At 37.6% G+C, this 25,780-nt stretch carries 22 protein-coding genes; 9 read left to right on the top strand and 13 right to left on the bottom strand.

All coding sequences use genetic code 11. The annotated features are described in order from the left end of the window. Nucleotides 1-18 precede the first annotated feature (18 nt). The 11 genes from ESZ36_RS10000 to ESZ36_RS09950 form a co-directional block, all read right to left on the bottom strand. Nucleotides 19-1,314 (bottom strand): GGDEF domain-containing protein, encoded by a 1,296-nt coding sequence (locus tag ESZ36_RS10000; RefSeq protein ID WP_146787094.1) that lies wholly within the window; start codon nt 1,312-1,314, stop codon nt 19-21. After that, entirely contained in the window at nt 1,311-3,224 is a 1,914-nt protein-coding gene (locus ESZ36_RS09995) for a tetratricopeptide repeat-containing diguanylate cyclase (RefSeq protein ID WP_246129048.1), read from the bottom strand. The genes ESZ36_RS10000 and ESZ36_RS09995 overlap by 4 nt, the downstream gene beginning before the upstream one ends. A 92-nt stretch (nt 3,225-3,316) precedes the next feature. Continuing rightward, complete coding sequence (arsJ, locus tag ESZ36_RS09990) at nt 3,317-4,543, bottom strand: organoarsenical effux MFS transporter ArsJ (protein ID WP_146787091.1); 1,227 nt, start codon at nt 4,541-4,543, stop codon at nt 3,317-3,319. A 1-nt stretch (nt 4,544) separates the two neighbouring features. Further along, nucleotides 4,545-5,600, bottom strand: a complete 1,056-nt coding sequence (locus ESZ36_RS09985) for an ArsJ-associated glyceraldehyde-3-phosphate dehydrogenase (RefSeq protein WP_146787088.1) — start codon at nt 5,598-5,600, stop codon at nt 4,545-4,547. Nucleotides 5,601-5,786: 186 nt separating this feature from the next. Continuing rightward, nucleotides 5,787-7,028, bottom strand: coding sequence for an HlyD family secretion protein (locus ESZ36_RS09980; protein WP_146787085.1), 1,242 nt, complete (start codon nt 7,026-7,028; stop codon nt 5,787-5,789). Continuing rightward, on the bottom strand, nt 7,029-7,406 hold the full coding sequence (locus tag ESZ36_RS09975) for a hypothetical protein (protein ID WP_146787082.1): 378 nt from the start codon (nt 7,404-7,406) through the stop codon (nt 7,029-7,031). Between the two features lie 65 nt (nt 7,407-7,471). Further along, a complete protein-coding gene (gene parE, locus ESZ36_RS09970; RefSeq protein WP_146787079.1) occupies nt 7,472-9,358 on the bottom strand; it encodes a DNA topoisomerase IV subunit B in 1,887 nt (628 codons plus the stop codon). Between the two features lie 97 nt (nt 9,359-9,455). Beyond that, nucleotides 9,456-10,073 (bottom strand): YqiA/YcfP family alpha/beta fold hydrolase, encoded by a 618-nt coding sequence (locus ESZ36_RS09965; protein WP_146787076.1) that lies wholly within the window; start codon nt 10,071-10,073, stop codon nt 9,456-9,458. 100 nt (nt 10,074-10,173) lie between these two features. Further along, a complete protein-coding gene (locus tag ESZ36_RS09960; RefSeq protein ID WP_146787073.1) occupies nt 10,174-10,965 on the bottom strand; it encodes a metallophosphoesterase in 792 nt (263 codons plus the stop codon). Nucleotides 10,966-10,983: 18 nt separating this feature from the next. Continuing rightward, entirely contained in the window at nt 10,984-11,478 is a 495-nt protein-coding gene (locus ESZ36_RS09955; RefSeq protein WP_146787070.1) for a DUF1249 domain-containing protein, read from the bottom strand. A gap of 121 nt (nt 11,479-11,599) precedes the next feature. Next, on the bottom strand, nt 11,600-12,259 hold the full coding sequence (locus tag ESZ36_RS09950) for an NUDIX domain-containing protein (protein ID WP_246129047.1): 660 nt from the start codon (nt 12,257-12,259) through the stop codon (nt 11,600-11,602). Between the two features lie 143 nt (nt 12,260-12,402). Here ESZ36_RS09950 and tolC point away from each other — a divergent pair, with 143 nt between their 5' ends. Next, complete coding sequence (tolC, locus tag ESZ36_RS09945) at nt 12,403-13,749, top strand: outer membrane channel protein TolC (RefSeq protein WP_146787067.1); 1,347 nt, start codon at nt 12,403-12,405, stop codon at nt 13,747-13,749. Between the two features lie 91 nt (nt 13,750-13,840). On the opposite strand, the gene ESZ36_RS09940 is transcribed toward tolC, so the two are convergent. Next, nucleotides 13,841-14,935 (bottom strand): glycosyltransferase family 4 protein, encoded by a 1,095-nt coding sequence (locus ESZ36_RS09940; protein WP_146787064.1) that lies wholly within the window; start codon nt 14,933-14,935, stop codon nt 13,841-13,843. 130 nt (nt 14,936-15,065) lie between these two features. Between ESZ36_RS09940 and lpxL the strand changes: the two genes are divergently transcribed. Both lpxL and ESZ36_RS09930 read left to right on the top strand, forming a co-directional pair. Then, nucleotides 15,066-16,004, top strand: a complete 939-nt coding sequence (gene lpxL, locus ESZ36_RS09935) for an LpxL/LpxP family Kdo(2)-lipid IV(A) lauroyl/palmitoleoyl acyltransferase (protein WP_146787061.1) — start codon at nt 15,066-15,068, stop codon at nt 16,002-16,004. A 176-nt stretch (nt 16,005-16,180) separates the two neighbouring features. Further along, nucleotides 16,181-16,879, top strand: coding sequence for a TcpQ domain-containing protein (locus tag ESZ36_RS09930; RefSeq protein ID WP_146787058.1), 699 nt, complete (start codon nt 16,181-16,183; stop codon nt 16,877-16,879). Between the two features lie 36 nt (nt 16,880-16,915). On the opposite strand, the gene glnE is transcribed toward ESZ36_RS09930, so the two are convergent. Next, entirely contained in the window at nt 16,916-19,774 is a 2,859-nt protein-coding gene (glnE, locus tag ESZ36_RS09925) for a bifunctional [glutamate--ammonia ligase]-adenylyl-L-tyrosine phosphorylase/[glutamate--ammonia-ligase] adenylyltransferase (RefSeq protein ID WP_146787055.1), read from the bottom strand. 139 nt (nt 19,775-19,913) lie between these two features. On the opposite strand from glnE, the gene ESZ36_RS09920 reads away from it, so the two are divergent. From ESZ36_RS09920 to ESZ36_RS09895, 6 genes are all read left to right on the top strand, one after another. Continuing rightward, a complete protein-coding gene (locus tag ESZ36_RS09920; RefSeq protein ID WP_146787052.1) occupies nt 19,914-20,891 on the top strand; it encodes a hypothetical protein in 978 nt (325 codons plus the stop codon). 31 nt (nt 20,892-20,922) lie between these two features. Beyond that, nucleotides 20,923-21,825 (top strand): DUF350 domain-containing protein, encoded by a 903-nt coding sequence (locus ESZ36_RS09915; RefSeq protein WP_146787050.1) that lies wholly within the window; start codon nt 20,923-20,925, stop codon nt 21,823-21,825. Nucleotides 21,826-21,943: 118 nt separating this feature from the next. Then, complete coding sequence (locus tag ESZ36_RS09910) at nt 21,944-23,650, top strand: polyamine aminopropyltransferase (RefSeq protein ID WP_146787048.1); 1,707 nt, start codon at nt 21,944-21,946, stop codon at nt 23,648-23,650. A gap of 169 nt (nt 23,651-23,819) precedes the next feature. Beyond that, complete coding sequence (locus tag ESZ36_RS09905) at nt 23,820-24,233, top strand: YjfI family protein (RefSeq protein WP_146787046.1); 414 nt, start codon at nt 23,820-23,822, stop codon at nt 24,231-24,233. Between the two features lie 59 nt (nt 24,234-24,292). Beyond that, nucleotides 24,293-24,982 carry a PspA/IM30 family protein gene (locus ESZ36_RS09900; protein ID WP_146787044.1) on the top strand — a complete coding sequence of 230 codons (690 nt, stop codon included), beginning with the start codon at nt 24,293-24,295 and terminating at the stop codon, nt 24,980-24,982. Nucleotides 24,983-25,117: 135 nt separating this feature from the next. Beyond that, nucleotides 25,118-25,759, top strand: a complete 642-nt coding sequence (locus ESZ36_RS09895; RefSeq protein WP_146787042.1) for a hypothetical protein — start codon at nt 25,118-25,120, stop codon at nt 25,757-25,759. Nucleotides 25,760-25,780: the final 21 nt, after the last annotated feature.

Genomic DNA, 25,780 nt, shown 5'->3' with positions numbered 1-25,780 from the left:
ATTGCTATTAGTACACCATTATCGTGCTACAGAGTTTTTTTGATAACAAATAACGGTATTTCGACCTTGCTCTTTCGCTTGATACATAGCCAAGTCGGCATTATGTAATAAATCGTCGAAGCTCATTTGATTATCCGCCATCGTGGCAACACCAATACTGAAAGTTACCCTACTTTGTAACACTAAAGATGAAAAATCATGCTGCGAAATTTTTTCATTGATACGCATGGCAATAGCTTTTGCTTTATTGCTATCTGCAAAAGGTAATAATGCCACAAACTCATCGCCGCCAAAACGAGAAAGCAAATCACGAGATCGCATGGTTTCTTTTACTAAATCGGATACTGCCATTAAAATTTCATCACCAACATCATGGCCAAAATTATCATTAATTTTTTTGAAGTGATCTAAATCTAACAATAGTATTGATAACTCTTCTGGCTGTTCTTTAAAACTGGTCACCATTTGTTCACCGTGTTCAAACAAAGTATTACGGTTTGCTAAGCCTGTTAAATCGTCTGTTCGAGTCAATAGGATAAGTTTATTACGTATTCTTAACTGTCTGAATAAAATCAATACAAAGACGATACCGGTGCTGATAATCAGCGTGAAATTATATTGCTGCGCAGCTTTTTCGTCTTGGACTTCTGCAACACGGCGAATTTTTAACTTATTTTGACTTTCCATCAATGCGTTATTAGCTTTTTTGTCTTTAACTTCAAATGATTGCTCTAAATAGGAAATCATAGCTACACGTTTGTTTTTTCTATAAATATTGTATTTTGTTAAATAGGATTTTTTTTCTAGATAAGCTAAATTATATTTCCCTTGTCTTGCGTAGTGATCGGCCAATAATAAATGAAGCTGTAAAAGTTCTGGTTGCGCTAATTGCTGTTCAGAAATTTGTTCTGATAACTTTCCTGCCTGTTCCAAAAGGACAATAATATTACTGCTATTGTTACTTTTTCGACTATCAGACTCTTTAGTATTTGCATTTTCTTTCAACAACGCTTGCGCGACTAGAAGTAAGTATTGCTCTGCAGCGTTTAATGGTGCTTTGGATAAAGTCAGTTGTGCTAGTGCTATTTCAATTTTCTTCTTTTTGATACTTGTTTGTTTTAACTGCGTAATTAAGAAGAGTAATTCAGGGTTGATGGGTAACATGTTTGTTGGTGGGATATGTAATAAGTTATTTTTTTTAGCTTCTCCCGCTTCTAAAACAGGTACCTTAGCAAGCTCATTCGCCTGACATATCGATATAAAAGTCAACGGGACAAACAATGAGATCAAAATAATTTGACTGATAAGTCTCATTGGCCACACACCTTATTTTTACCCGACGCTTTAGCTTGATAAAGTTGTTCCTCGGCTCTCGTTACTAAACTGATTAACTCCCTATCATCAGTTAGTGTAGCAACACCAATACTGACGCTAACTTTCTCAAGATTGTTAAGCTGCCATGTGTGTTCATCAATAGAAGCGCGAATACACTCCGCTGTTTCCATTGCCGACTTCATGTTGGTTTTTGGTAAACACACCATAAACTCTCCACCGCTAAAACGACCAAAAACATCATTCTTTCGCATCATATTAGCGCCTATAAAAGCAACTTTAGCTAAAACTTCATCACCAATGCTATGGCCTAAGCTGTCATTAATACTTTTAAAATGATCGATATCAATCATCATTAGACTCAAATGAGATTGTTTGGTTTGTGCTAATTCAAATGCCTGTTGAGATTTTACCATTAAGCTACGTCTGTTAGCCGTCTCGGTAAGTTTATCAACGTTCAAGGCGACTTTAAGCTTGTGCTGGCTTTGAATTAATTTAACTAAAACCCAAGCAAAAGCTAAAGCAAGCAAAGCACTAATAACTAGATATATTCGCTGTTCTTCATTCTCTAACTTTGCTTCATTGAAGCTGGCTTCATAACGGCTTTTTTGGTTGTTTAATATCTCATTTTGTTTATCTGCCTGCTCTGCTTCAAGCTTTAGACGAACTTTTGCAATAGAGCGATTATCTTCATTTTCATAGAGCTTGTCTGTTAACGCGATCACTCTAGATTTTGTCTCGTAAGCTTGTTTAAACTTTTCTTGCTTGTAAAACACCTTGGCTTTAAGGTTGATGATATTGACATAACCTTTTCTTTTTCTTCGAGGCATATCCTGATGATTAACTAATATTTTTTCAATACGAGCTATACTTATCAGCACTTCATCATAGCGTTCTAATTTATATAAAACACTCGCTTCGTCAAAATAAAACTGTAAGCGATAATCGACTTTCTCAGTGAACTCTAAATACTGTTTGGCCATCAATAAATATTGATGCGCTGCATCAATATTACTATCTGTTTTTTTTAAATGAGCCCAAGCCATGCCAGAATAAACAGTGAACATACTGTCACTTGAGGTATCTTTATTTGATTCAGCGATTATCGTTTTAAAGACTGTTATTGCTTGTTCGTAACGTTTTTCACGAATATGAGTGATGGCAATGTTATGCAAACTATTATGTGCAGATAATAACAAGCCAGCTTTTTTGAAGTGTATATATGACTGCTGATAATAAGCCATAGACTGATCACTTTGTCGTAACAAAGAATAGAGAATACCCAATTCAGTATTAGCAGTACCTTTAAGCTCTTCATCATCCGTTTGTCCAGCAATGTTATAAGCATCATTAAGCAAAATTAAAGAACGTTTATAGTTATCCGTTAAATAGGCAATAGCGCCTAAGTTGATAAGCCCGAGAGCAACTTGTATTTTGTTGTGTAAAGACTCCGCAACTTCCAAGCCTTTTTTATACTCTTTAGTTGCTCGAGGAATATTGCCTAAACTTTCAAAAGCAAATCCTCTCAAATACAATAGTTCACTCATTAATATGCTTGGACTGGCAAGTCTCTTCCCTATGGAGAGCCCTTCATTTGCTGTTTTTTTAGCTGCACTATATCTATTTTGTTCAATTTGTATTTCCGCAAGTAGTTTGAAGTAAACCAAATTTTGTTCAACAGTGAGCGCACTTAGCAAGCTTTCAAAAGTAGTTAATTGTTTAAGGGAAAGTACTAGATCGGTCTTTTTCAATTCTTTTACTTGCTCAGCAACTAGATTAAATTGCTTAACATTGACCGTTTCTTGGGCGATAACAGCCATCGAAATAAGGTAAAAAACTACACTGATAACGATCCCTATCGCATGGGATATTTTTTTAGCAAAACACAACAAACACTAATTCCTTAATAAGCCGGTCTGCATTCATCGATAAATGCGATGAAAGCAGTATAAAACTATTTTAGCTGAGAGTTAAACCGTAACTTTTAGATATTAGCTATTTTTCGAATAAAGTAACTGGCTAGTGATGTTAATAGTAGAGCAAAAGACATGCAGGCTAATAAACCAAACTGCTGATAAATCACGCCTGAAAGCATGGTGCCAACTAACCTGCCCATGGCATTGGCCATATAATAAAAGCCAACGTCTATTGAGACTCCATCCTCTCTCGCAAGGGCGACAATAAGGTAACTATGCAGCGATGAATTCATAGCAAATGCTGCACCAAATATAAATAGGCCGATTACCAGTACTTCATTATTTTGCGGAAAAAGGTAGACAGCAATACATAAAACCAAGGTTACCAGCACCAGTAATACCGACCAAAGCGTTACTTGCTGAAGTGAAGTTTTTTCAACATCGCCAATAAAAAAACTCAGGATTGTTGGAGCATTGGCTTGAATGATGCCGTAGAAGATTATCCAACAAGCGAGAAAAGTACCTACAGCTTGGTGCTGCCATTGTAATTGACTTGCCAAATAAACAGGTAAAGCGATAACAAACCAGACATCACGACCAGCGAATAGGAATAAACGCGCCGCGGATAAAGAGTTTAATGATGCATTCTTTGAAAATAACTGACTAAATTTTGCTTTATAGCGAGTTTTACCAATCTCACCACGTAACATTGGGTACGTGCATAAAGCAACAAAAGCTAATGACATTGCCATTAAGAGTACCGCAACTTGAAAATCAAAGGTAGTGAGTAATAAACCACCTAGAAAAAAACCGACACCTTTTAGCGTGTTTTTTGAACCTGTGAGTAACGCCACCCAAGTGAATAGTTTACTTTGTGCCTCTTCCTTATTTACCTTAGTTACCAGCAACTTTATGCTCGACTTGGCGCTCATTTTATTCAGATCCTTGGCGATACCTGATAATGCTTGCGCAAACATGACATAAGCAACACTTAAGTACTCGCTCGGCAGCGCCAACATCAATAAAGCTAAAACTTGTATAACGATGCCGATTAACATGGTTTTATTTAAACCAATGCGAGCACCGAGCCAGCCACCAACAAGATTAGTGACAACACCAAAGACTTCATAAAGAATGAATAATGTCGCTAACGCAAATGGGCTATAACCTAGCTGGTAAAAATACAGCAACACCAACATACGTAATGCGCCATCAGTCAACGTAAATGCCCAATAGTTAGCGGTGATAGCGATGTATTTTTTTACTGATACTGGCAAAGAACTAAGTAAAGCCAAACTATGATTCGTTAATGCTGGTTTTAGCAACAGTACTTAAACTGTTTGCCATTAATTTCATTAATTCCGCCGTGCGATTCGCGTAACCCCACTCATTGTCATACCATAAATACATTTTCAACTGGCTACCATTAATTACCATTGTTGATAAAGCATCAACGACACACGACCTGGCATCAGTTTTATAGTCAACTGACACTAAGGGCTTAGTTTCATAGCCCAAAATCCCCTTTAGTTCACCTTGGGCTGCATCAGACATTAACTGATTTATTTCTTCAACGCTGACATCACGTTGCATCTCAAAAACACAATCGGTTAATGAGGCGTTTGCTAATGGAACTCTAACAGCATGACCATTTAATTTTCCTTTTAACTCAGGAAAAATATCAGTGATGGCTTTCGCAGATCCCGTTGTGGTTGGAATTAATGATTGACCACAAGCTCGTGCGCGACGTAAATCTTTATGTGGGGCATCTAAAATAGTTTGGGTGTTGGTAATATCATGAATGGTGGTCATACTGCCATGCTTTATACCGACAAATTCTTGCAAAACTTTAACAACTGGGGCCAAACAGTTGGTGGTACATGAAGCGCCAGTGACAATACTATGTTCATTAACTTGATATAAATGTTGATTAACGCCCATAACAATATTGACTATATCGCTATCAGAGCCATCATCCGCCAATTTCATCGGCGCTGTGACAAGTACTTTTTTTACACCTTGCGTAAAATAAGTCTGTAGCTTTTCTTTATCACGCATCACTCCCGATGCTTCAATGACAAGGTCACAACCAGACCAATCTGTTTCAGCTATATCAAAATTCTGGCTTACGGTTAAAGAACTGCCTTCAATATTCATTAACTTGTTTTCAGCTGTAGCTTCGTGCTGCCAACGACCATGAATAGAGTCAAAATTAAGTAGGTGAGCAAGTGTAGGTGCATCGCCAGCAGGGTCATTAATTTGCACAAATTTAACCTCAGGCCAATGCCATGCAGCGCGTAATATCAATCTCCCCATACGACCAAAGCCGTTTATACCTACTTTAATTGTCATTTTTTCAACTCGTCTCTATTGTTACTGCCCAGTATTGTCTTAAGCAATATTCTTTTATTAAAAGTTAGCTAACATTAGTTATTTAAGCCATAAAAAAAATCCTCTATAAAGAGGATTTTCGAATTTAACTATATTACACCTATATGACAATTTTATGACAAAAATTAATCACTTTCACTTAGGAGTTTAATGCCCTGAAAAGACTAATACTTTAACAGGCAATAACAAGGCTTGCATGCGAAGGATAATTGCATGAACAACCCCTACAGCATCAACCATGTGTAAATAAAGTGTCTCTGAAGTACTGAGTGTTCCGCTGGCAATCAATTCATGATGATAACTATAAGCATTTGCTACACATTTTGTTCCAGGGATAACGCCATCAAGCCCACCTTCATACAGTGGTACTAATCTTACCGTTAGCGTGCCTGGTCGCGCACGTTCTTGCACGTCTAACAAGGTCTCATTGGTTCTAACTTGACCTGTTGCAATAACGCTTTGAACGCTATCTACTTTCATAGGAATGATGGTAAAAGGTTTAGATAAACACGTTATTTCAGCAAAAGTACCTACTTTAATAACATTCGCCGCTAATTGGTTAAAACCCGCTTGAACGGCTTCTCTACCTGATGCTTCACCAGAAGAAGGTACTATCATACCGGCAGAGCGAATCATTGGATTAACAAAGTCACCTGGTTGCAACGCGAACTGCTGTAACTCGCCATCAATATGGGCATAAACAGTACGTTTAGCTTCATCAACAATTGCACTATCTAACACTTCAATTGCGCTGGCTTTTTTTGCCGGTAAAATATTATCAATCACGGCTTGGGCTGAAACTTGATTGGCTGAAGATGATGATAAACCCGCTTCATTTATTGCGACAGTATCAGCCATTTTTTGTACTTCGCTTTCACTAATAATATTATTACCTTTTAGTGATAGCTCCTTTTTACGATCATATTCATTCTTCGAACGCATGTAAGCACTTCTAGCTTTTTCCACGTTACTTTTTGCTACCGTAAGTTGTGCATAGGCGGTAGAAAACTCAGCCTCAACTTGCCTGATATTTGCTTCTGCTTGTTCAATTGCCGCCATTTGAGATTCATCATACATGCTAAAAATAGCCGTCCCTGCTTTAATTTCCTGATGATTTTCAACAAATACATGCTGAACCCTGCCACTTTTCTCCGGCATTATAGAAACGGTTCTAAATAGTGGTGCAGCGTTAGTGGTTGATGGGTGATAATAAAAAATTAGCGTTACTAATGATATAGATAACATCGCACAGGCTGTTATGCCCCACCGTAGCTCGTACCACATGGTGAAAAAGGTAATTTCTTTTCCCCAAGCCTTACCTTGGCGATATTTTCGGAATAAATAATCCGGCAAAATAGTAATAAGCGAACAAAGTAAAACTTCTAACATTTAATTATCCTCCTTTACTGCTACTGTATCTTCAGTCTTTTTCTGTGTTTTTTGCTCTTTACTTTGAGCAATAGTCGCTAAAGACTTAGCAATAGATTGTAAAGGGGTTAAAAAGTCAGGTAGTTCAACAACGGCTAAAACCAAAGCTGCAACCCAAAAAATATTGTTATGAGTAAATAAAGCTAAAATAGTTAATATTGTGATCAGCTGTATTTGTGTATGATTTTTCCCGTGAGCAATATGCTCAGGTACCGCATGTAATTTAAAGTAGAAAACACCAGCGATTAAAACTATAACGATAAGAATAACAGCCATTACAACCATTAAAGGATCACTATTAGCGCCAGCCAAATACCCTGGAATATGCTCTGTATTCATTTCCTCTCCCTATTATTGAATTACACTTACAGCAAACTTATGGCTAACTTATATCTATGTTAACTTTAAACAATCGCCATATCACCTTTACTTTGCAGCCAAATTTTTCTGTCTGGACTGCGCTTTTTAGAAAGTAGCATATCCATGAGTTCCATCGTTTCACTATGTTCATCAACGGTTAATTGTACTAATCGACGGGTATTAGGATCCATGGTAGTTTCACGCAACTGCGGAGGGTTCATTTCACCCAAACCTTTAAAGCGTTGCACGTTTACCTTACCACGTTTCTTCTCTGCTTCAATTCGGTCCAAAATACCGTCTTTTTCCGCTTCGTCTAATGCGTAGAAAACTTCTTTCCCGATATCTATGCGATAGAGCGGCGGCATAGCTACATATACATGGCCAGCTTGTACCAAAGGTAGAAAGTGTTGCATAAATAAAGCACATAACAAGGTCGCAATATGTAATCCATCGGAATCGGCATCCGCTAAGATACAAATTTTACCGTAACGTAATTCAGATAAATCATCGTTATCTGGATCAATGCCCAAAGCGACGGAAATATCATGTACTTCTTGCGAAGCAAGAATTTGTCCTGAATCGACTTCCCAGGTGTTTAGAATTTTACCTCTAAGTGGCATTATCGCCTGAAACTCTCGATCTCTTGCTTGTTTAGCACTACCGCCAGCGGAGTCACCTTCGACTAAAAACAATTCGGTACGAGCTAAATCTTGGCTACCGCAATCAGTTAACTTACCAGGTAAAGCAGGTCCTTGAGTGATTTTTTTACGGACTACTTTTTTACTAGCACGCATACGTTTTTGGGCGTTATTAATGCAAAAATCAGCCAATAACTCAGCTTTATCTGTGTGCTCGTTTAGCCATAAACTAAAAGCATCTTTTACTACGCCTGTGACAAAAGCGGCACATTGACGTGACGATAATCGTTCTTTGGTTTGCCCAGCAAACTGTGGGTCTTGCATCTTAATAGATAGGATATAACTACATTTATCCCAGATATCATCAGGTGTTAGTTTGACACCGCGTGGCAATAGATTGCGAAACTCACAAAATTCTCGCATCGATTCAAGTAGCCCTTGGCGCATGCCATTAACATGTGTACCGCCGGCAATGGTTGGAATTAAGTTAACATAACTTTCACCTATACTTTCACCACCTTCCGGTAACCAAGTAACAGCCCAATCAGCCGCTTCATGTTGTGAAGTAAAACTGCCCACAAAAGGGTCTTCAGGTAATGAAACATAGTCTTTTACTGAATCTTTTAGGTAATCGGTAAGACCATCTTCATAACACCACTGATATTTTTTGTCTTCTATTTTATCATGAAACTTAATCGTTAAGCCTGGGCATAATACCGCTTTAGCTTTAAGTAAATGCGTGAGGTGACGTACCGAAAATTTAGCCGTATCAAAATAGCTTGCATCAGGCCAAAATTTAACACTTGTGCCTGTGTTTCTTTTTCCTACCGTGCCTGTTTCTCGTAGTTCTTCAACTTTATCACCATTTTCAAATGCCATTTCATAGACTTTACTGTTTCGCCTAACACTGACATCAACACGCGTTGATAAGGCATTAACCACGGAAATACCAACACCATGCAAACCACCTGAGAACTGATAACTTTTATTAGAAAATTTACCACCAGCATGCAACTTACAGAAAATAAGCTCAACCCCTGACACGCCCTCTTCAGGATGAATGTCGGTAGGCATACCACGGCCATCATCAATTATTTCAAGGGACTGATCTTTTTCTAAAATAACACTAATGTTTTGTGCGTGACCTGCAAGCGCTTCATCCACTGAGTTATCAATAACCTCTTGACCTAAATGATTAGGTCTAGTGGTATCGGTATACATACCTGGTCGGCGGCGAACGGGTTCTAGACCACTAAGTACTTCAATGGAATCGGAATTGTATTGGTCAGTCATTTGAAACTCAATTTGATCGCAGTTAAAAGGTTTAGGCTATATTGCACATTGCTAATTTTATTCGTGGCTATATCAACCTGACTACTATATTAATCACTTAGCGAGAATTAATTCGTTTGGTACTATCAAGTTGAAAAAAATCACTGATGTTGGGTAAGCAATTATCAAAGTTGATAAAGCTATGATCACCACCCTCTTGTACTATTAATCGACAATGTTGATATTTTTCCACAGCTTGTTGGTAATTTAACACTTCATCGCCCGTTTGTACCATAACTAGGTAATTATTTTTTTCCTTACAATCAATTGTTGGTGCTGTTTTCTCAAGCGCTTTCAACTGATGCATATGATCTTCGCTCACTTGGTACACTTCCTCGGTATAAGGATTAACTTGTTCGCCAATATAATCGTGCAATAGTTCATAAGGTGTTATCGCTGGATTCACTAACACGGCTAAACAGTTATATTTTGTCGCTAGATAATGAGCAAAGTACCCACCTAATGAGGAACCGATTAAATACCATTTTGTATTTGAACCATGTGTTTCAATAAGCTGCTCTAATTGAGTAATAGCTTTCGATGGTGTTGTTGCTAATTGAGGGCAATAAAATCCAACGTCAGGGTGATTTTTGGCTAAGTATTTACGGGTTTGCTCTGCTTTTGACGACAATGGAGAAGAGTTAAAACCATGAATGTGGAGGATGTTTTTTTTCATTATTAAACTTTTAAATTATTAAATTATTAAATAGGAGTTCTATTTAGAAAAGAATAACCATAACGAGTTCAATTATCATCTACTTGTCATGGTTCATTATTTATAACATCACAACATCAGTACTTAATTGACCATCAGCATATAAATAAAAAATTCTATATCCTGGCCCTTTGGCTAAAGCAGCTACACCATCAACATTTGGATCGAATTGAATGGATGTAGCAGGGCAAGTATATAAAGTGACAGGCTCATTTAATGAGCTGGTTATAGGATTTGTTAACGTCATATCACCATGGACATGCCCACACGCAATCGCTTTTATATTGTCATAGGAATTAATAACTTGCCAAAAAGTGTCTTTATTTTGTAAACCATGGTTATCAATAAAGTAACCAACATCAATGGGGTGATGATGCATCATAAGTAGCTGATTTTTATTTTTTTTGACCGCATGTTGTAATTTAACAAATGCTTGTTCACTAACATAGCCTGCTGGAGTTGCACTCTTGCTATCAACGAGTTGAATTTGCCAGTACGATAAGTTGATTTCTTTATCTGCTTGAAACGGCGATACAGAAAAATATTTATCTAATAGTTCTGGCTCATCATGATTGCCTGCCAAATAATAAATAGGCACAGTAATCTTACACTCAAGCACACAATCAACAAAATTCTGGTAGGACTGCTCAGTGTGGTCTTGGGTCAAGTCCCCGGTAAAAATGATATATTTTACCGCTGGGTTATCGCTAATACTCAGTAAAACTTGTTTAAGATTGCTGAATACATTATGCCCATGATGTAAGCCATCAACTGATGAAAACAGATGACTATCAGTTATTTGTGCAAAAGTGACAGGTTGGTTATTTGAAGAATATAGTTCTGCTAAGTTCATAAATTAACACTTCATAAATTAAGAATGCAGCTCCACATTTACTTGCCCTAAGCGTAAACATAAATGTAGCCATTCATTTAAAAACTGATTGATTTGTTGTTTTTCATCTTGCTGGTGCATTTGACTATTATGATAATCGTAACGAGGTTTTACCTGTCTGATGTCCTGTGTTGAAAGAACTTCCGCCATTCGAGCATCATGATATAACCGAATAGTCATGCGTGGATGTAGCGCTGTGGCAACAATACCCGGAATATTTTTAAAAGATGAGCTCAAACTATCTTGCTCAAAGCAGATAACAGAGGTGTATCGAGTTACTTCTGTTATCGTTACGCTATACGAGAGGAAATCACTGATAAAAAATTGTCTAATTTCTCCAAGCACCGTTTTACCTGCTAACACTTTTTGCAGTAACATATAATTGTTGGCACATAAGGTCATCAAACTAACTAAGTTAGGCTGGTAACTTTTTCTACCTGCGTTATTAAACGCTTTGTTAGGAAAAAAACTCATGTATGCCTCTTAACTGCCTTTTCAAACACTCATATATTTAGAAGTATTACATTTACAACTAAGACCTATATAAACAATACCTTTAAAGTAACTACTTTATAATTAATTTTTAGTGGTATGACTATTTAGTGCTGGTCTCTTGAATCGATAACGATTGATGGTTCAGCGCAAGCCATTGTAACCCGATAATAGTGGCTGCGTTAGTGATTTTACCTTCAGTCAATAGCGCCAAAGCGTCAGTGCGACTGACAAGATGTAACAAAATATCCTCATTTTCTTCAGGCAAGCCATGAATAGCGCCATCCGTTATTTGATCACTATCAAAATGCGCTAGATATAGATGAATCCGCTCACTCATACCGCCAGGGCTAGAAAGGTATTGCATAATAGGCACTAAATCATTATGACAAAGAGTTAAATCAGTTTCCTCTTTGGCCTCTCTTATAGCGACTTCTATTGGGGTTTCATTTTCGTCAAACATCCCAGCAATAAACTCTAATAACCAAGGACTGTCATCTCCTCTTAAAGCACCAGGCCTAAACTGCTCTATCAATAACACCTTATCTAACTTTGCATCGTAGGGCATAACAACCACAGCATCACCACGTTCAAAAATTTCTCGGGTAAAAATCTGACTTTGCTCTCCCGAAAAAAGTTTATGTTGCAGTGAATATTCATCCATCTTGAAAAAACCCTGATATTTCGTTACCACTGAGTGCACTGACACCTGTTCATTATCAAATTTCAGCATAGCTAACGGCTTATTTTTATTACTTTTCATCAAGCATCTCTTTTTAATAATAATTTGTTACACTAGTAAACAGTTATTTTATTTGGTTAATTTAAAAATCCATGTAGGATACTCTACCAGCGAATATCAATAAATAAATAACAAGAGTAATACACCCAAGGAATTCCTTACTCATGAATAAAACACTAAGCACACTAATTATAGCTATAACTGCTGCCATTAGTAGCACGCAAGCCCAAGCTGATGATTTACTAACCGTTTATCAACAAGCTTTATTAAACGATCCTGTGGTACTTAAAGCACAAGCTCAGTTTATGATAGTAAAAGAAGATATTGTACAAGCGCGCTCGGTATTATTACCGCAAATTACGGCAAGTGGTGGTTATAACATTGGCGAGCAAGAATCATATTCTAATTTTTCCAGTTCAGTCATTAATAACGAGTTTTCCAGTTTAACGTATGGCGCTAACTTAAATATGCAGCTTTATCATCATGATAGCTGGTTGCGTTTAGGTAATGCAGAAAAAGCAGCTCATCAAAGTGATTTAGCCTATAAAGTAGCAAAACAGGATTTAATTACCCGCGTTGCTAAGGCTTATTTTGATTTACTCAGTACTAAAGATGATCTCGTTTTTGCTACCGCAGAAAAAGATGCTATTGCTCGCCAACTTGAACAAACAAAACAGCGATTTTCAGTCGGTTTAACCGCTATAACTGATGTTTATGAAGCACAAGCACAGTTTGATAGTGCTGTTACTGAAGAAATTCGCGCTGAAAATGCAATTTTCCAAGCCGAAGAAGAATTACGCGTGATAACGAATACTTATCCTAAGAATGTTAGTGTATTAAACACCCAACGTTTTAGTACGAGTACTCCAGTACCAAACAGCGCGGATGAATGGCAAGTCACAGCTGAAGCTAAAAACCTAGATTTAATTACCGCTAAAGTAAGTATAGATATTGCCCAAGATAATATCGATATAGCCCGGGCTGGTCACTATCCTACGTTAGATTTTGGTGCTACCTACAGCGGCCAAGATGATGAATCAACTATCAGCAATGTTACTACAGATGTTCCTGGCGTTGATGGTTACTCTCTTGGTGTTCAATTAAGCATTCCAATTTACTCTGGTGGTGCTATTCAAAGCTCAGTCCGTAAAGCTCAAAACAGCTTTGTACTTGCTAGCCAAGACTTATCATTAACACATCGCGGTGTTGTTCGTACCACACGTAATGCCTACAATACGGTTATTGCCGCTATTTCAGCCATCAAAGCGTTTGAACAATCAGTATTAAGTGCTCAAAAAGCACTAGAAGCAACTGAAGCTGGTTTTGAAGTGGGTACGCGTACTATTGTTGATGTATTAGATAGCACGCAGAATTTATATAACGCTAAGCGTAATTTATCTACAACACGTTATGCCTATATTCAAAACGTTTTATTATTAAAACGCGCTGCTGGCACAATCACTAATGAAGATATAAATGCAATTAACTCTGGTTTAATGGTCGCTAATTAATCGTTCATTATTCATTGTTTACAATCAAAGTGACAAGTAGAACATAACGCTACTTGTCACTTTTTTATAATACTTACTTTTATAATTTTATTTACATCAAACTTCTAAAAAACGTTACCAGCTCTTTTGCTTCTCGCTCAACTGAATAATGCTCTAAAACCCGCTCACGGCCATCACGGCCCATTTGCATTAGTTTCTCTTCATCAGTTAATAACAGCGACATCTTTTCAGTGACTGCGGCTAAATCATTAATAGGTACAACGTAACCATCAACGCCTTGACGCACAACTTCAGGCCAAGCACCCGCTTCACTGGCCAAGACTGCTGCACCACTACTCATGGCTTCTAAAATAGTTAAACCAAAACCTTCATTTTCACTCAAGGCAACGACTAAAGACAAACTGCTAAATATTTTAGGGATATCAGCAAAATTTTGCTCCCCAGCAAATACAATGCGTTCACTCAATCCAGCTTGCGCCACTTTATCTTGTAACTCATTAACAAAACTTTCATTACTCGAAGATATTGAACCAACAATTACTGCCGTATAATCAGGTTTATCTTTTAATATTTCGATGCAAGACTCTACAAATAAATGCACACCTTTTTGTTTGCGTACTCGACCTAATATCGCAATACCCTGTTTACCTTTAACGCTATTTTCTGGAAGCAACCCAAGAGATTGCCACGCTTTACTTTTATCTGTTGCTGGCAGGTAAACATCAGTTTTTACCCCATGGTAAATAATAGCGTCGGGTTTTCGGTGTAAATAACTTGCTGAAGCTTTGCACATGGCAAGTACCGCATCCATTCTATCCGTTAGCCATAATGTAAAACCTGAGCGATAACGCTGCGCAGCACTGCTAAAAACAATTTTTAATTTAACGCGAAATACATATTTTAATATTAGAGCTTGGATCATCTCATCAACACGACGGGCATGAAAAATCCTAAATTTTCCAGTAGATAGTGGTTTTCTACATAAGCTCGCAACCTGCCAAAAGCTAATCGATAAAGACTCATCCGGTAAGTGGTGTTTACCCATCACCCGTAAATTGATCAAACTTTGTTCGTGAGACAAAACTTGTAACATGGTTGATGTTACGCCAGAAAAATTAGAATTTGAATTACCAATGATCAATTCAATCTCTTGTTCATTGTCGACATTTTTTTCTTTTTGAACCATAACGACCAGCAATTAATAGTATGTAAAATAATATTCACTATTCTACTTGAAAGCCGATAATAAGTTAATTGCCTATTTAAAAGTAACTTAGGTATAATCATGAACCTACATATTCCTCAGAGAGAACACTGTGAGTAGCAATAAAGTTTTACAGCCTGATTTTAAATTATCTTTTTTATTACCCAAATATTGGCTTACTTGGCTAGGTGTTTTTATTCTTTACACTATTTCATGGTTGCCTTTTAAACTGCAGTTGTTCATGGGTCGTATGCTTGGCCGATTATTAATGAAAATAGGCTCTAAGCGTAAACATATCGCGTTGACCAATCTTAGGTTATGTTTTCCAGAAAAAAGTGAAGATGAATTACAAATATTATTGAAGAAGAACTTTGAAAATACGGGCATCGCACTGTTTGAAACCGGCATGGGCTGGTGGTGGCCTGATTGGCGAGTAAAACGAAAATTCAAAGTAAAAGGTTTAGAACACCTTGAAAAAGCACGTAAAGAAGGCAATGGAGTTTTACTGCTTGCGATGCATTATTTAAGTGTAGAAATGAATGCAAGAGGCGTTGGTTATGGTCACCCTATGGTTGTTTTTTATCGACCTCATAATAATCAATTGATGGAGTTTTTTCAGTTCAGAGGTCGAGGTCTTTCGAATAAGTACATGTTAGGTAAGCGTGATGTAAAAGGTTTAATGAAAGCGCTAAGAGATGGTGAAGCGTGTATTTACTTACCCGATCAAGATTATGGAAGAAACCGTAGTGTGTTTGTGCCCTTTTTTGGTGTTAAAGAGGCAGCGACCACAACGGGTACTTTAATCTTTGCTCGTCAAAAAAATGTAGAAACAATGATGATTATCCCGGTAAGAAACGACGACGGCAGTGGCTATACGTTAGAAATCATGCCGCCATTAGAAAACTTTCCCACTAAAGATAATATTGCGGACGTCACTCGTATCAATCAAGAGCTGGAAAAAGCAATTTCACGAAAACCTGAACAATACATGTGGTTGCACAGACGCTTTAAGACAAGGCCAAATCCAGATGATGCATCATTATACAAATAACGTTCAACGATATCTTTAACGGGAGAAAGTAAAGAGTGTTTTCTTTAATATTCTAAATATTTAAAGGATTAAACTTTAACTTTAAAGGGATTATTTGTATAAACATTATTCTTTGCGTACAGTAGACTAACGTTCACTATAATTATAGTAATAATAACAAAGGTGTTGATTAACCAATGAATTTTTGGCTTCGGAACATTATCTTAGGACTTATTCTTACAGTATTAGCTTGGTTATTTTTTGCCAATCAAGACTTTTTGCTTTCTCTCGATGGCTCTTTAGGTAACGGTAAAGAAGACTCAATAAAAACCACTGAAACAGTTATAGATTCAGCTCCACAAGTGATTGAAAATAAAAAAACTTTATACCAACAAGGTAGAACCTCAGGCAATGCCGCGGCAGATGGTTTATCCAAGTTTTATGCTAATTTACATGGTGATATGGAGGGTAAAGGCCCTAAAATTCGTAATAATATTGTTTATCTTCCTGATCCTAAAGGTGATTTAGCTAAGTTATTACAAGCAAGAGAAATGGTAGTTCGTCCATATAATAAAAATTGGCAAGGCAGTATTGAATCTAGACCCTTTAGAACCGGTGAAACCTTAAACCAAAAGCTTGTAGAATATTCTGAAAAAGACGGTATTGATTTAATTTGGTGGTTAAACCGTGATTATGTAGTAAAAGATCCGTTTCGAATTGAAAAGGACATTTTAAAAACCACTTTCCAAGTAGCAAAAGCCATTGAAGGACATTTTGAATCAGGCCTATCTATTTTCTTTTGTTATCGTCAACGCGCTGTTGTAGTCATTGAGAGTGCTCCTCAACCGTTTTTAGATGAGGAGTGTATTAGACTTGCTAGTGATAATCCGTATTAGCCAACCTTAATAATCATCTTTCATAAAGCGCCTAATTTAATCAATTAGGCGTTTTTGCCAAATGTCTCCAATAGCCTCTTCACCGTCTATGCTTTCCCTATTAATAAGTTGCCCCGCATTTTGCATTGTAGCTTGATGCCCTAGAGCCCTTAATTTTTGATACATATTACTTAGCTGTTGTTGTTCTACCTTTTCTAATAAGTCCAACTTCAGCAGGGTTTTAAAAATACCTAAATTATCACATACAAGCATCAATTCCCTGTGCTGTGATGCGTAGGCAAGTACTAAAAACTGGGCAAGAAATTCAATATCAACCAACCCACCTTTACCCTGCTTAATATCAAAGAGCGATTCAGTTGATTTATCTAAATGGCTGCGCATTTTTTCACGCATAGTAATAATATCGTTTTTGAGTTCGATAAACGCTCTGGGTTTTGATAAGACATCTTGCCTAATATCGATGTATTGCTGCTGGAGCTCTTCATTACCAAAGATCATTCTGGCTCTTACTAACGCTTGATGCTCCCAAGTCCAAGCATCTTCATGTTGATACTGAGCAAAGGTATTTAAATGTACGACCAACATGCCCGAATTACCTGATGGCCTTAAACGCATATCCAATTCATATAAAATGCCACTGTTCATACGCGTATTAAAAATATGCATAATACGCTGGGCTAACTTCATATAAAACTGGCTTGCTGGTATTACTTTACTACCATCAGCCCTTCCTGTTGTGTCTTCATTTGCCTCACTATGATGGACGAATACTAAATCTAAGTCTGAACTGTAACCTAACTCTACCCCGCCAGTTTTTCCGTAAGCAATAACACCAAAGCCTTTTTCCTTAGCGCCATCTAAGCATGAGGTCGGTATACCAAAGCGCTCACTGACTTGCTGCCATGAAAGATTTATCACCTCAGATACAATGGCTTCCGCTAAAGACGTCAAGTGTTCGCTGATTTTTGCTACCGGTAAGACATCAGCAATTTCAGCGGCCGCAATACGTAATTGCTGAGATTGCTTAAACTGACGTAGCGCTTCCATTTGTGCTTCAAGATCTTCCTCTGGAATTCTTAACATGCGTTCACGCAGCTCTACTGCATAAGATGAAAGTTGTGGTGGATTATGTAACAACTTAGGATCAATAAGCTCATCAAGTAAAATAGGATATTTAGCAATATAATCTGTCACCCAACTACTTGCCTGGCATAAGTGAATAAGCTGCTTTAACGCTCCTTCATTTTCAAAGAGTAGTTCTAGGTAAGCAGTACGTGTCACTATTTTGCTAAAGACTTGCAATACTCTTGCAATAACTTGTTCTGCCATTTCATTTTTTTGTAATCTACATAACAGTAACGGGATTAATTTATCTAAAACTTGACGACCTCTATTACCTAAACTGCGTTTACTAGTATCCTCTCGAAAATCATGCAGTATTTGCCAAACCTTATTACTTTCCCATGAATGGGCTTCTTGTTCTAGCCATGCAATAGACTCTTCATCACTCCAGCGGCTGTGCCAAAGGGTTACCCAGTGTTCATCTGCAGCTTGATGATTTGGGCTATCAAGTCCAATAAGCAGATCAAATTCTTGGTGAACACCGTCCATATGCTTAGCTAATATAACTAAAAATTCAGGCCAAGTTTTAATGGCAAGTACTGTTAATAATCGCTGTTGATCAAGCTCATTATCGGGTAACGTTTGCGTTTGTTTATCTGCTAAGGCTTGAATGATATTTTCAACACGTCGTAAAAAGCGGTAGGCATTTTCTAACACTTCTTTATTCTCAGCGTTAATTTCGCCTGACTCCACAAGTTTTGGCAACACTATTAATAAACTGCGTTGTTGAAGCTCTTTGACCCGCCCTCCCCTAATTAACTGAAAAACTTGTACGATAAATTCAATTTCACGAATACCGCCAGCGCCAAGTTTAATATTATTAATTAATTGTTTACGACGAACCTCCTGGGCAATCATCATTTTCATGCGACGTAAACTATCAATGACGCTATAATCGATGTAACGACGGTAAACAAAGGGTCTGAGCATGCTTGATAGCTGCTCGTGGTATTTAGACTCACCAATAACCCGAGCTTTCAACATAGCATAACGTTCCCAATCGCGTCCTTGTTCTTGGTAGTAATCTTCCATAGCATTAAATGTCAGCACAAGTGGCCCACTATCACCAAAAGGGCGTAATCGCATGTCTACACGATAAACAAAACCATCGCAGGTTACTTGATGTAATGACGCAATAAGCTTTTGTGCTAAGCGGGTAAAAAACTGCTGGTTATCTATACTGCGACGACAACCTTGGGTTTCTCCACTTTCAGGGTAAGTAAAAATTAAATCTATATCGGAGGAAAAATTTAATTCCTTCCCGCCAAGTTTCCCCATGCCATAGACCAATAAAGTCTGACTTTCGCCTTGTTCACTCGTCGGTGTACCCCATTTTTCCTGACAAAAATCACTGAGCCATTCTAAGCTAGCTAAAATAAGTTCGTCCGCTAATGAGGATAATCTTGCTAATGAAATATCTAGGCTAATGCTCAGAATCAAGTCATCAAGTGCTATCTTAACCATGTGTTGTAAGCGAAATCGTCTAAGAACTCGATGCAACTGAGCTTCATCAGTACAAGGGGATAATTGTTCATGTAAAAGGCTTTTATAATCAGGTAATACTTCTTCGCTAGCTATTTTAAATAGTTCAATAACGAGTTCAGGTGCTTGTAAAGCACTGTTTAAGATGAAATCACTCAAGGTAATCGCTTGCTTAAATCTATTAAGCTGATCTTGTGTTAATTCATTACAGGCATCTGCATGCTGGTCAATAAATTGCTGCCAGCTGGTTTTTTGTTGGTCGTGTAAAAGGGGAGAAAAAGATAACGTCACAAGAATTCCTTATATAAGCAAGCGTTGCTATAGACATAATATGTCGTTAATGGTATTAATTGACACTTGTCTATGATTTGTCGCTAATATTAATTAACTATTACGATAACATAGCATTTTTAAGGAGATGATGGCAGAAATGCACTTACTAAAAACACCTTTTTTATTGCTCTTGATCATAATTACCACGCTTAGTTTATTTGGCTGTGGTGATCCTGTAAAAGAGCAAATCGAACAGCAATTACCGATGACCGAGCAAAGAGTTGCTCAGTTAGGTGAGGCTTTAAATAATGGTCAAGTTCGCAATGCCAGCTTAATTAAAAAGTATGCTGATACAGTAATGGTTAATAAAGCGAACTTAGCCCCCTTGATCAATGAGTTTCGTAAAGATGCTTCCACCGATGGCCCTATGTACAAAGCGCTATTAGATAGGATTAATACAGCAAAAAACCAACCACAAATGTTTGAGTCTTCTCAGGCGCTTTATAATGAATTACTGAATATTTACCAAGCAGCAGATCCTGTACTTTATTCAGATGCATTGAGCGATCCGCTTAATGTATTGGCTGATATGTCTGATGGTCAACTGCCTCGTATTAATTCATTATCAAAATCGCAAAGCCAGCAAGCCAACAATGCACAAGACTTTGGTACCGGTGAGCAATTAATTGGTAACCCTAGTTACGGTAACTGGCAAACAGGCAGCAATGGCATGTCTTTTTGGGCTTGGTATGGCATGTACTCTTTGATGGGTGACATGTTTGGTCGACGTACCTCTTATAATGATTGGGGTAGACAACGTAATTATAGCTATTACAACGACTACGGCAGAACACGTTACAGCTCACCCAACCAGTTAAAGAAACAGACATCGCTTGATACCCGCACTAAAAAATCTTTTAGTAATCGCGGGCAAAAATTTACCAGTCCGTATAGCAAAAACCGAGCGGGATCTTCAAGCTTATCAAGCCAAAGTAAAACAGCCCAAACGAGTGCTAATCGCTTCCGCACCAATAGTGTGAAGAAAAGCAGTTATGCCAGTAAATCTAAAAGTAAAAATTCTAGTTTTAGAAACTCAAACACCAATACATCACGCGGTTTTAGACGCGGGAAGTAATGAATAAATAAAGAATAGGAACAGTAAAATTATGAACTCATTCATCGAACTCACTGGTGTTAATCAAGACTTACTCGTTTATTTGGCCATCGATGTTTCGATTGCCATATTGTTATTAGGAGCAATGCGCTTCCTGTCAGGACTTAGTGCAAAGGTAAACAGTACTGAAGAATTAGCCAAAGAAGATAACTTCGCTTTTGGTATCAGTGTTGCTGGTAGTGTATTAGCGCTAGGCATTGTTCTTACCGGTGCTATTACTGGCGAAGCAGCAAGTAGCTATGCTATGGAAGCTATTGGTATGTTGGCATACGGCGGCTATGGTTTAATTCTGATTAAAGTAGGTCGTATTATCCATGATAAAATTGCACTGCAACACTTAGATAAAAATGCACTGATAATAGAGAAAAATTTAACCATTGGCATTATCGACGCATCTGGGGCTATTGCAACAGCGATAATCATTCGTGCTGTATTACTATGGGTAGACGGGCTCGATTTAAGTACATTCATCGCTATCACAAGTGGCTTTATTGTTGCTCAAACCATGTTAGTCATAGTAACTCGACTACGCGAACAGCAGTATGCTAAAAACAACCAAGAAGATTGCTTACAGGAAGCGTTAAGTAATGGTCAACTTGCTTTAGCCATTCGTTATAGTGGTCAAGTAATTAGTACGGCTTTAGCGGTAACTGCTGCCAGTCACTTCCTAACTTACAGCCCAGAAACATTAGTCGTTAATTTACTCGGCTGGTTAGTTTTTGGTATCGGTATGACTTTACTTGTTGCGCTACTTTCTTCAATAGCTAAGCGCATCGTACTTTGGGGAATAAACCTAGTTGAAGAAGTAGATCAACAACATAATATCGGTGTCGCCAGTATTGAAATGGCAACTAGTATCGCTATAGCCTTAATATTAACGGCACTAATGGCCTAATAAAAGCGTTAAACTCACCACCATAGTACGATCAAGCGCTGGTGGTGAGCATCATTAAATACTGCGTAAACTTCATATATATCTCTCCTTTTACCTTAATTACTAGTCACTAATACCTATGTCACAAAACACTTTACCTCAAGAGAAGTCTCACCTACTTGACGATATCCTACTTATTCTAACAATGTCTGTTCTAGCAGGTTGTGGGTTAATTTATGAGTATTTACTATCTCATTACGCCGGTCGAGTTTTAGGCGTGATGGAAAGCACTATCTACACCATGATAGGGTTAATGATAGTGTCGATGGGTCTTGGTGCTTTTGCTGCTAGAAAAGTACGTTGTGCTTTTAATGGTTTTGTATGGCTAGAACTGATTATTGCCTTACTGGGTAGCTCTGCCATTTTGATCATTGGCGGTTTAATCGCTATTACGCAAATATTCCCGCAACTGATTGCTGATATGTTATCACTTCCGCCCGATATGAAGCCGCAAGGCGGACTTTTCAAGCAATTAAGCTGGCTAGCGTTTAATAGCCCTTATCTCTTCGGCGTATTACTCGGCTTTTTTATTGGCATGGAGATCCCGCTAATTGCTCGTATTAGGGAGAAAATTCATCAGCAACATCTTGCTAATAATTTAGGTACTATTTATGGCGCAGATTATGTTGGTGCTGGAATAGGTGCGGCAATCTGGGTTGTTTTTTTACTGAGTATAGATATCAGTAAAGCAGCAGCACTCACAGCAAGTTTAAACCTAATTGTCGGTGCTTTTTTTATTCTCCGCTATTGGCAACACCTTAATTGGCGTAAAACCTTTGTCGGTTTACATTGTGTATTAGCTTTAATTATAGTTTTGATGTTTAGTTATGGTAATCAATGGCTTAATCAAATGAATAGTCTGCTCTACCTTGATAAAGTGGTTCACACCGATAAAACTCGTTATCAACAGTTAACCTTTACCGAACGTCATATGGGTCTTGAGCAAGACAATATAATCAATTTCTATCTAAATGGCCGTTTGCAGTTTTCATCTATTGATGAACATATTTATCATGATTACCTCGTTGCCCCAGTAATGGCAGGTTCTGCGCGACATGAAAAGATATTAATTATTGGCGGCGGTGACGGTTTAGCCTTAAGAGATGTTTTAAAATACAATCCTAAAAACGTAACGCTAATTGATTTAGATAGTGAATTAATAGATATTTTTAAACAACCAGAAGAGCAAGTAAACCCTCGCTTAGCGCGTCAAATTTTACAGTTAAATAAGAACAGCTTACAAGATGAACGGGTCACAATTTATCGTGCCGATGCGTTTATTGCCATTAATCAATTGTTAAAAGATCGACAAACATTCGATGCAATTATTGTTGATTTACCAGACCCAAGTCATCCTGATCTTAATAAACTCTATTCAGTAAACTTTTATGCCCGGCTTAAGTTATTACTTTCCGGCGATGGTTTAATCGCAATTCAATCAACTAGCCCGTATCACGCTAAAGACTCTTTCATTGCTATTGGCAATACTTTAGCAGCAGCTAAGTTTTCCCATGTAGAGCAATATCACGATAACGTGCCCAGTTTTGGCGAATGGGGATGGACTATTGCCTCTAAAAGTGGCGCTAGCCCGTTAACAAGGTTAAACAAACTAACTAAGCTTCCGGTAGCGCATCAATGGTTAAATTTGGCTATATTAAAGGCTGCTTTCATTTTCCCTAATGATTTTTATCAAAATAAAGAGAATATCGGTATTAATATTTTGGGCAGTCATACCATTTATCAATTACACCAAAGGGCTTGGCAAGATCAACAAGGCTTAAATTAATCGCTAATACCAAAATGATTAGTAATCACAATTGCTACAAAGTAACTACAAAGAGTAACAATTAGTTTATAAAAACACCTTGACATAATATGTCAGGATGTTAAATTTAACTCAGACGACATATTATGTCATCTACTTTTTCACTAAAGAAAGGAAGGATAGGAAATACATGAATATTCATACTATAGCCGATCACTTAAACAGCTTGGCAGATAATTCAGACACAGGAATGAGCTTTGATTGCCAACCAATATCTGGCGAAGTCGACGTCCTGCAAATTAGCATTTCAGACCGTGAAGAGTTGCCAATTTTTGTTTCGGTAACCGAAGACCAAATTATTTGCATCAGCTACTTATGGGGAGCAGAAGAAGTTAAACCTGAATGTATTCATGCAATGCATGAGAGCATGTTAGAAATGAATATCCCTATGCCCTTGTCATCATTTTCAAAAATTGGTGATAAATATGTAGTCTTTGGCGCTTTATCTATCAGTTCAAGCTTTGCAGATGTTGAGCATGAGTTAGCGGTATTAAGTAATAATGCCATCGAAGTAATTGATGATATGAGTGATTACTTGCTTTAGCACTACGCTAGCAAGATCACCTTTAATTATCCCCTAAATGGGAATGAGTGGAGTTAATAATGAGTATATTTAAAAAAATAATGACCGCAATTCGTGGCGGTGCATCAGAAGCTGGTGAAGCTATCATTGATGCAAATGCAACCCGTATCTTTGAACAAGAAATCCGAGATGCTGAAAATCACCTTACCAAAGCAAAACGTGATTTAACTGGTGTCATGGCTGAGCAAATGTCAGCAAAACGTGAAGTAGATCGTTTAACCCGTGAAGTTACAGAGCACGAAGGTTATGCAACGCAAGCACTTGAAAAAGGTGATGAAACATTAGCACTCGCTGTAGCAGAAAAAATTGCTACCTTAGAGGGTACTTTGGCCGATCAGCAGCAAGCTCACGATAGTTTTAGTGGAAACGCTGAACGTTTAAAAGAGTTAGTTAAGAGAAGTGAACGTCAAGTCGCCGAGCATAAACGTCAACTTTCAATGGTTAAGACTACTGAAAGTGTACAAAAAGCGACGTCAGCTATTACCGATAATTTTTCATCAAGCAATTCTAAGTTATTAAGTGCGAAAGATTCTTTAGAACGCATTAAAGCTAAGCAACAAAAGTTCGATGACAAAATGAAAGCGGGTGAATTACTTGAATCTGAAAACTCTGATTCATCATTACAAGCGCAGTTAAAAGCTGCGGGTATTGGCTCACAAGACAATAGCGCTAACTCAGTATTAGAGCGTTTAAAAGCTAAACAAAAGTAATATTACCTAAGCCAGTTAAATAATTTAACTGGCTTATTTTTTAATGGCTACTATATAAATATGCTGTCTGAGCGGGACTGTATCCGTTCATTAGCATTGTGTTAAATCAGTATCCATCCTACTTCGGGTAACCCTATGAGTTTTTTTAAAAAAATATTTAATAAATCATCTAACGAACCAAGAAAATTAACAAAAGTTAATCAATTACTGGTTGATGATATTATTGTTTTGACGGATAGCTTTGCCTTACCTGAGTCATTGCGTGGACAAGAGTTTCAAGTAAAAGCCGTTAATAGCTATGAATTTGAAGAAAAGGTGCAAACCGAATGGGCCTTAATAGGTACTAACGCACTAGAAATATTTTTATCATTGGAAGTAGATGATATTACCGAGCTCAAATTATCATTAAAGATTCAACATGAAGATGTCGAAACCTTATTTGACTTAGACAGTTTTTCTGAAGTATTCGATGAACCTGGAGAGGCTTTTTTAGAAAAAAAGGCTGACTCCAACATCACTGCCCTATGGAGTAGCGAACAATACCAACAAAGCGTGTTCGCTAAGGTTGGCTTTTTTCATCGTAAAGATCATCGTAGTGAGAACCTGTCTGCTTATGAAGGAAAAGATAGTGGAGAGCAATTTGAATTATATAGCTTGTATAATGAAGACCAGAGTAAGGGTATTGATGTTGAAGTATGGCAAGATGGCGATACTGAAGTGTGCTTAACTTTATTTAAGCCGCTTAGTGATATAATTGATATGTACCCAGCAAGTTAATCAAAAGAGTTATTCACAAAG

The organism is Colwellia demingiae (assembly GCF_007954275.1).
GTDB lineage: Bacteria > Pseudomonadota > Gammaproteobacteria > Enterobacterales > Alteromonadaceae > Colwellia > Colwellia demingiae.
Note: the sequence above shows the minus strand (reverse complement) of the source record. Positions and strands in the feature narration are given on the sequence as shown.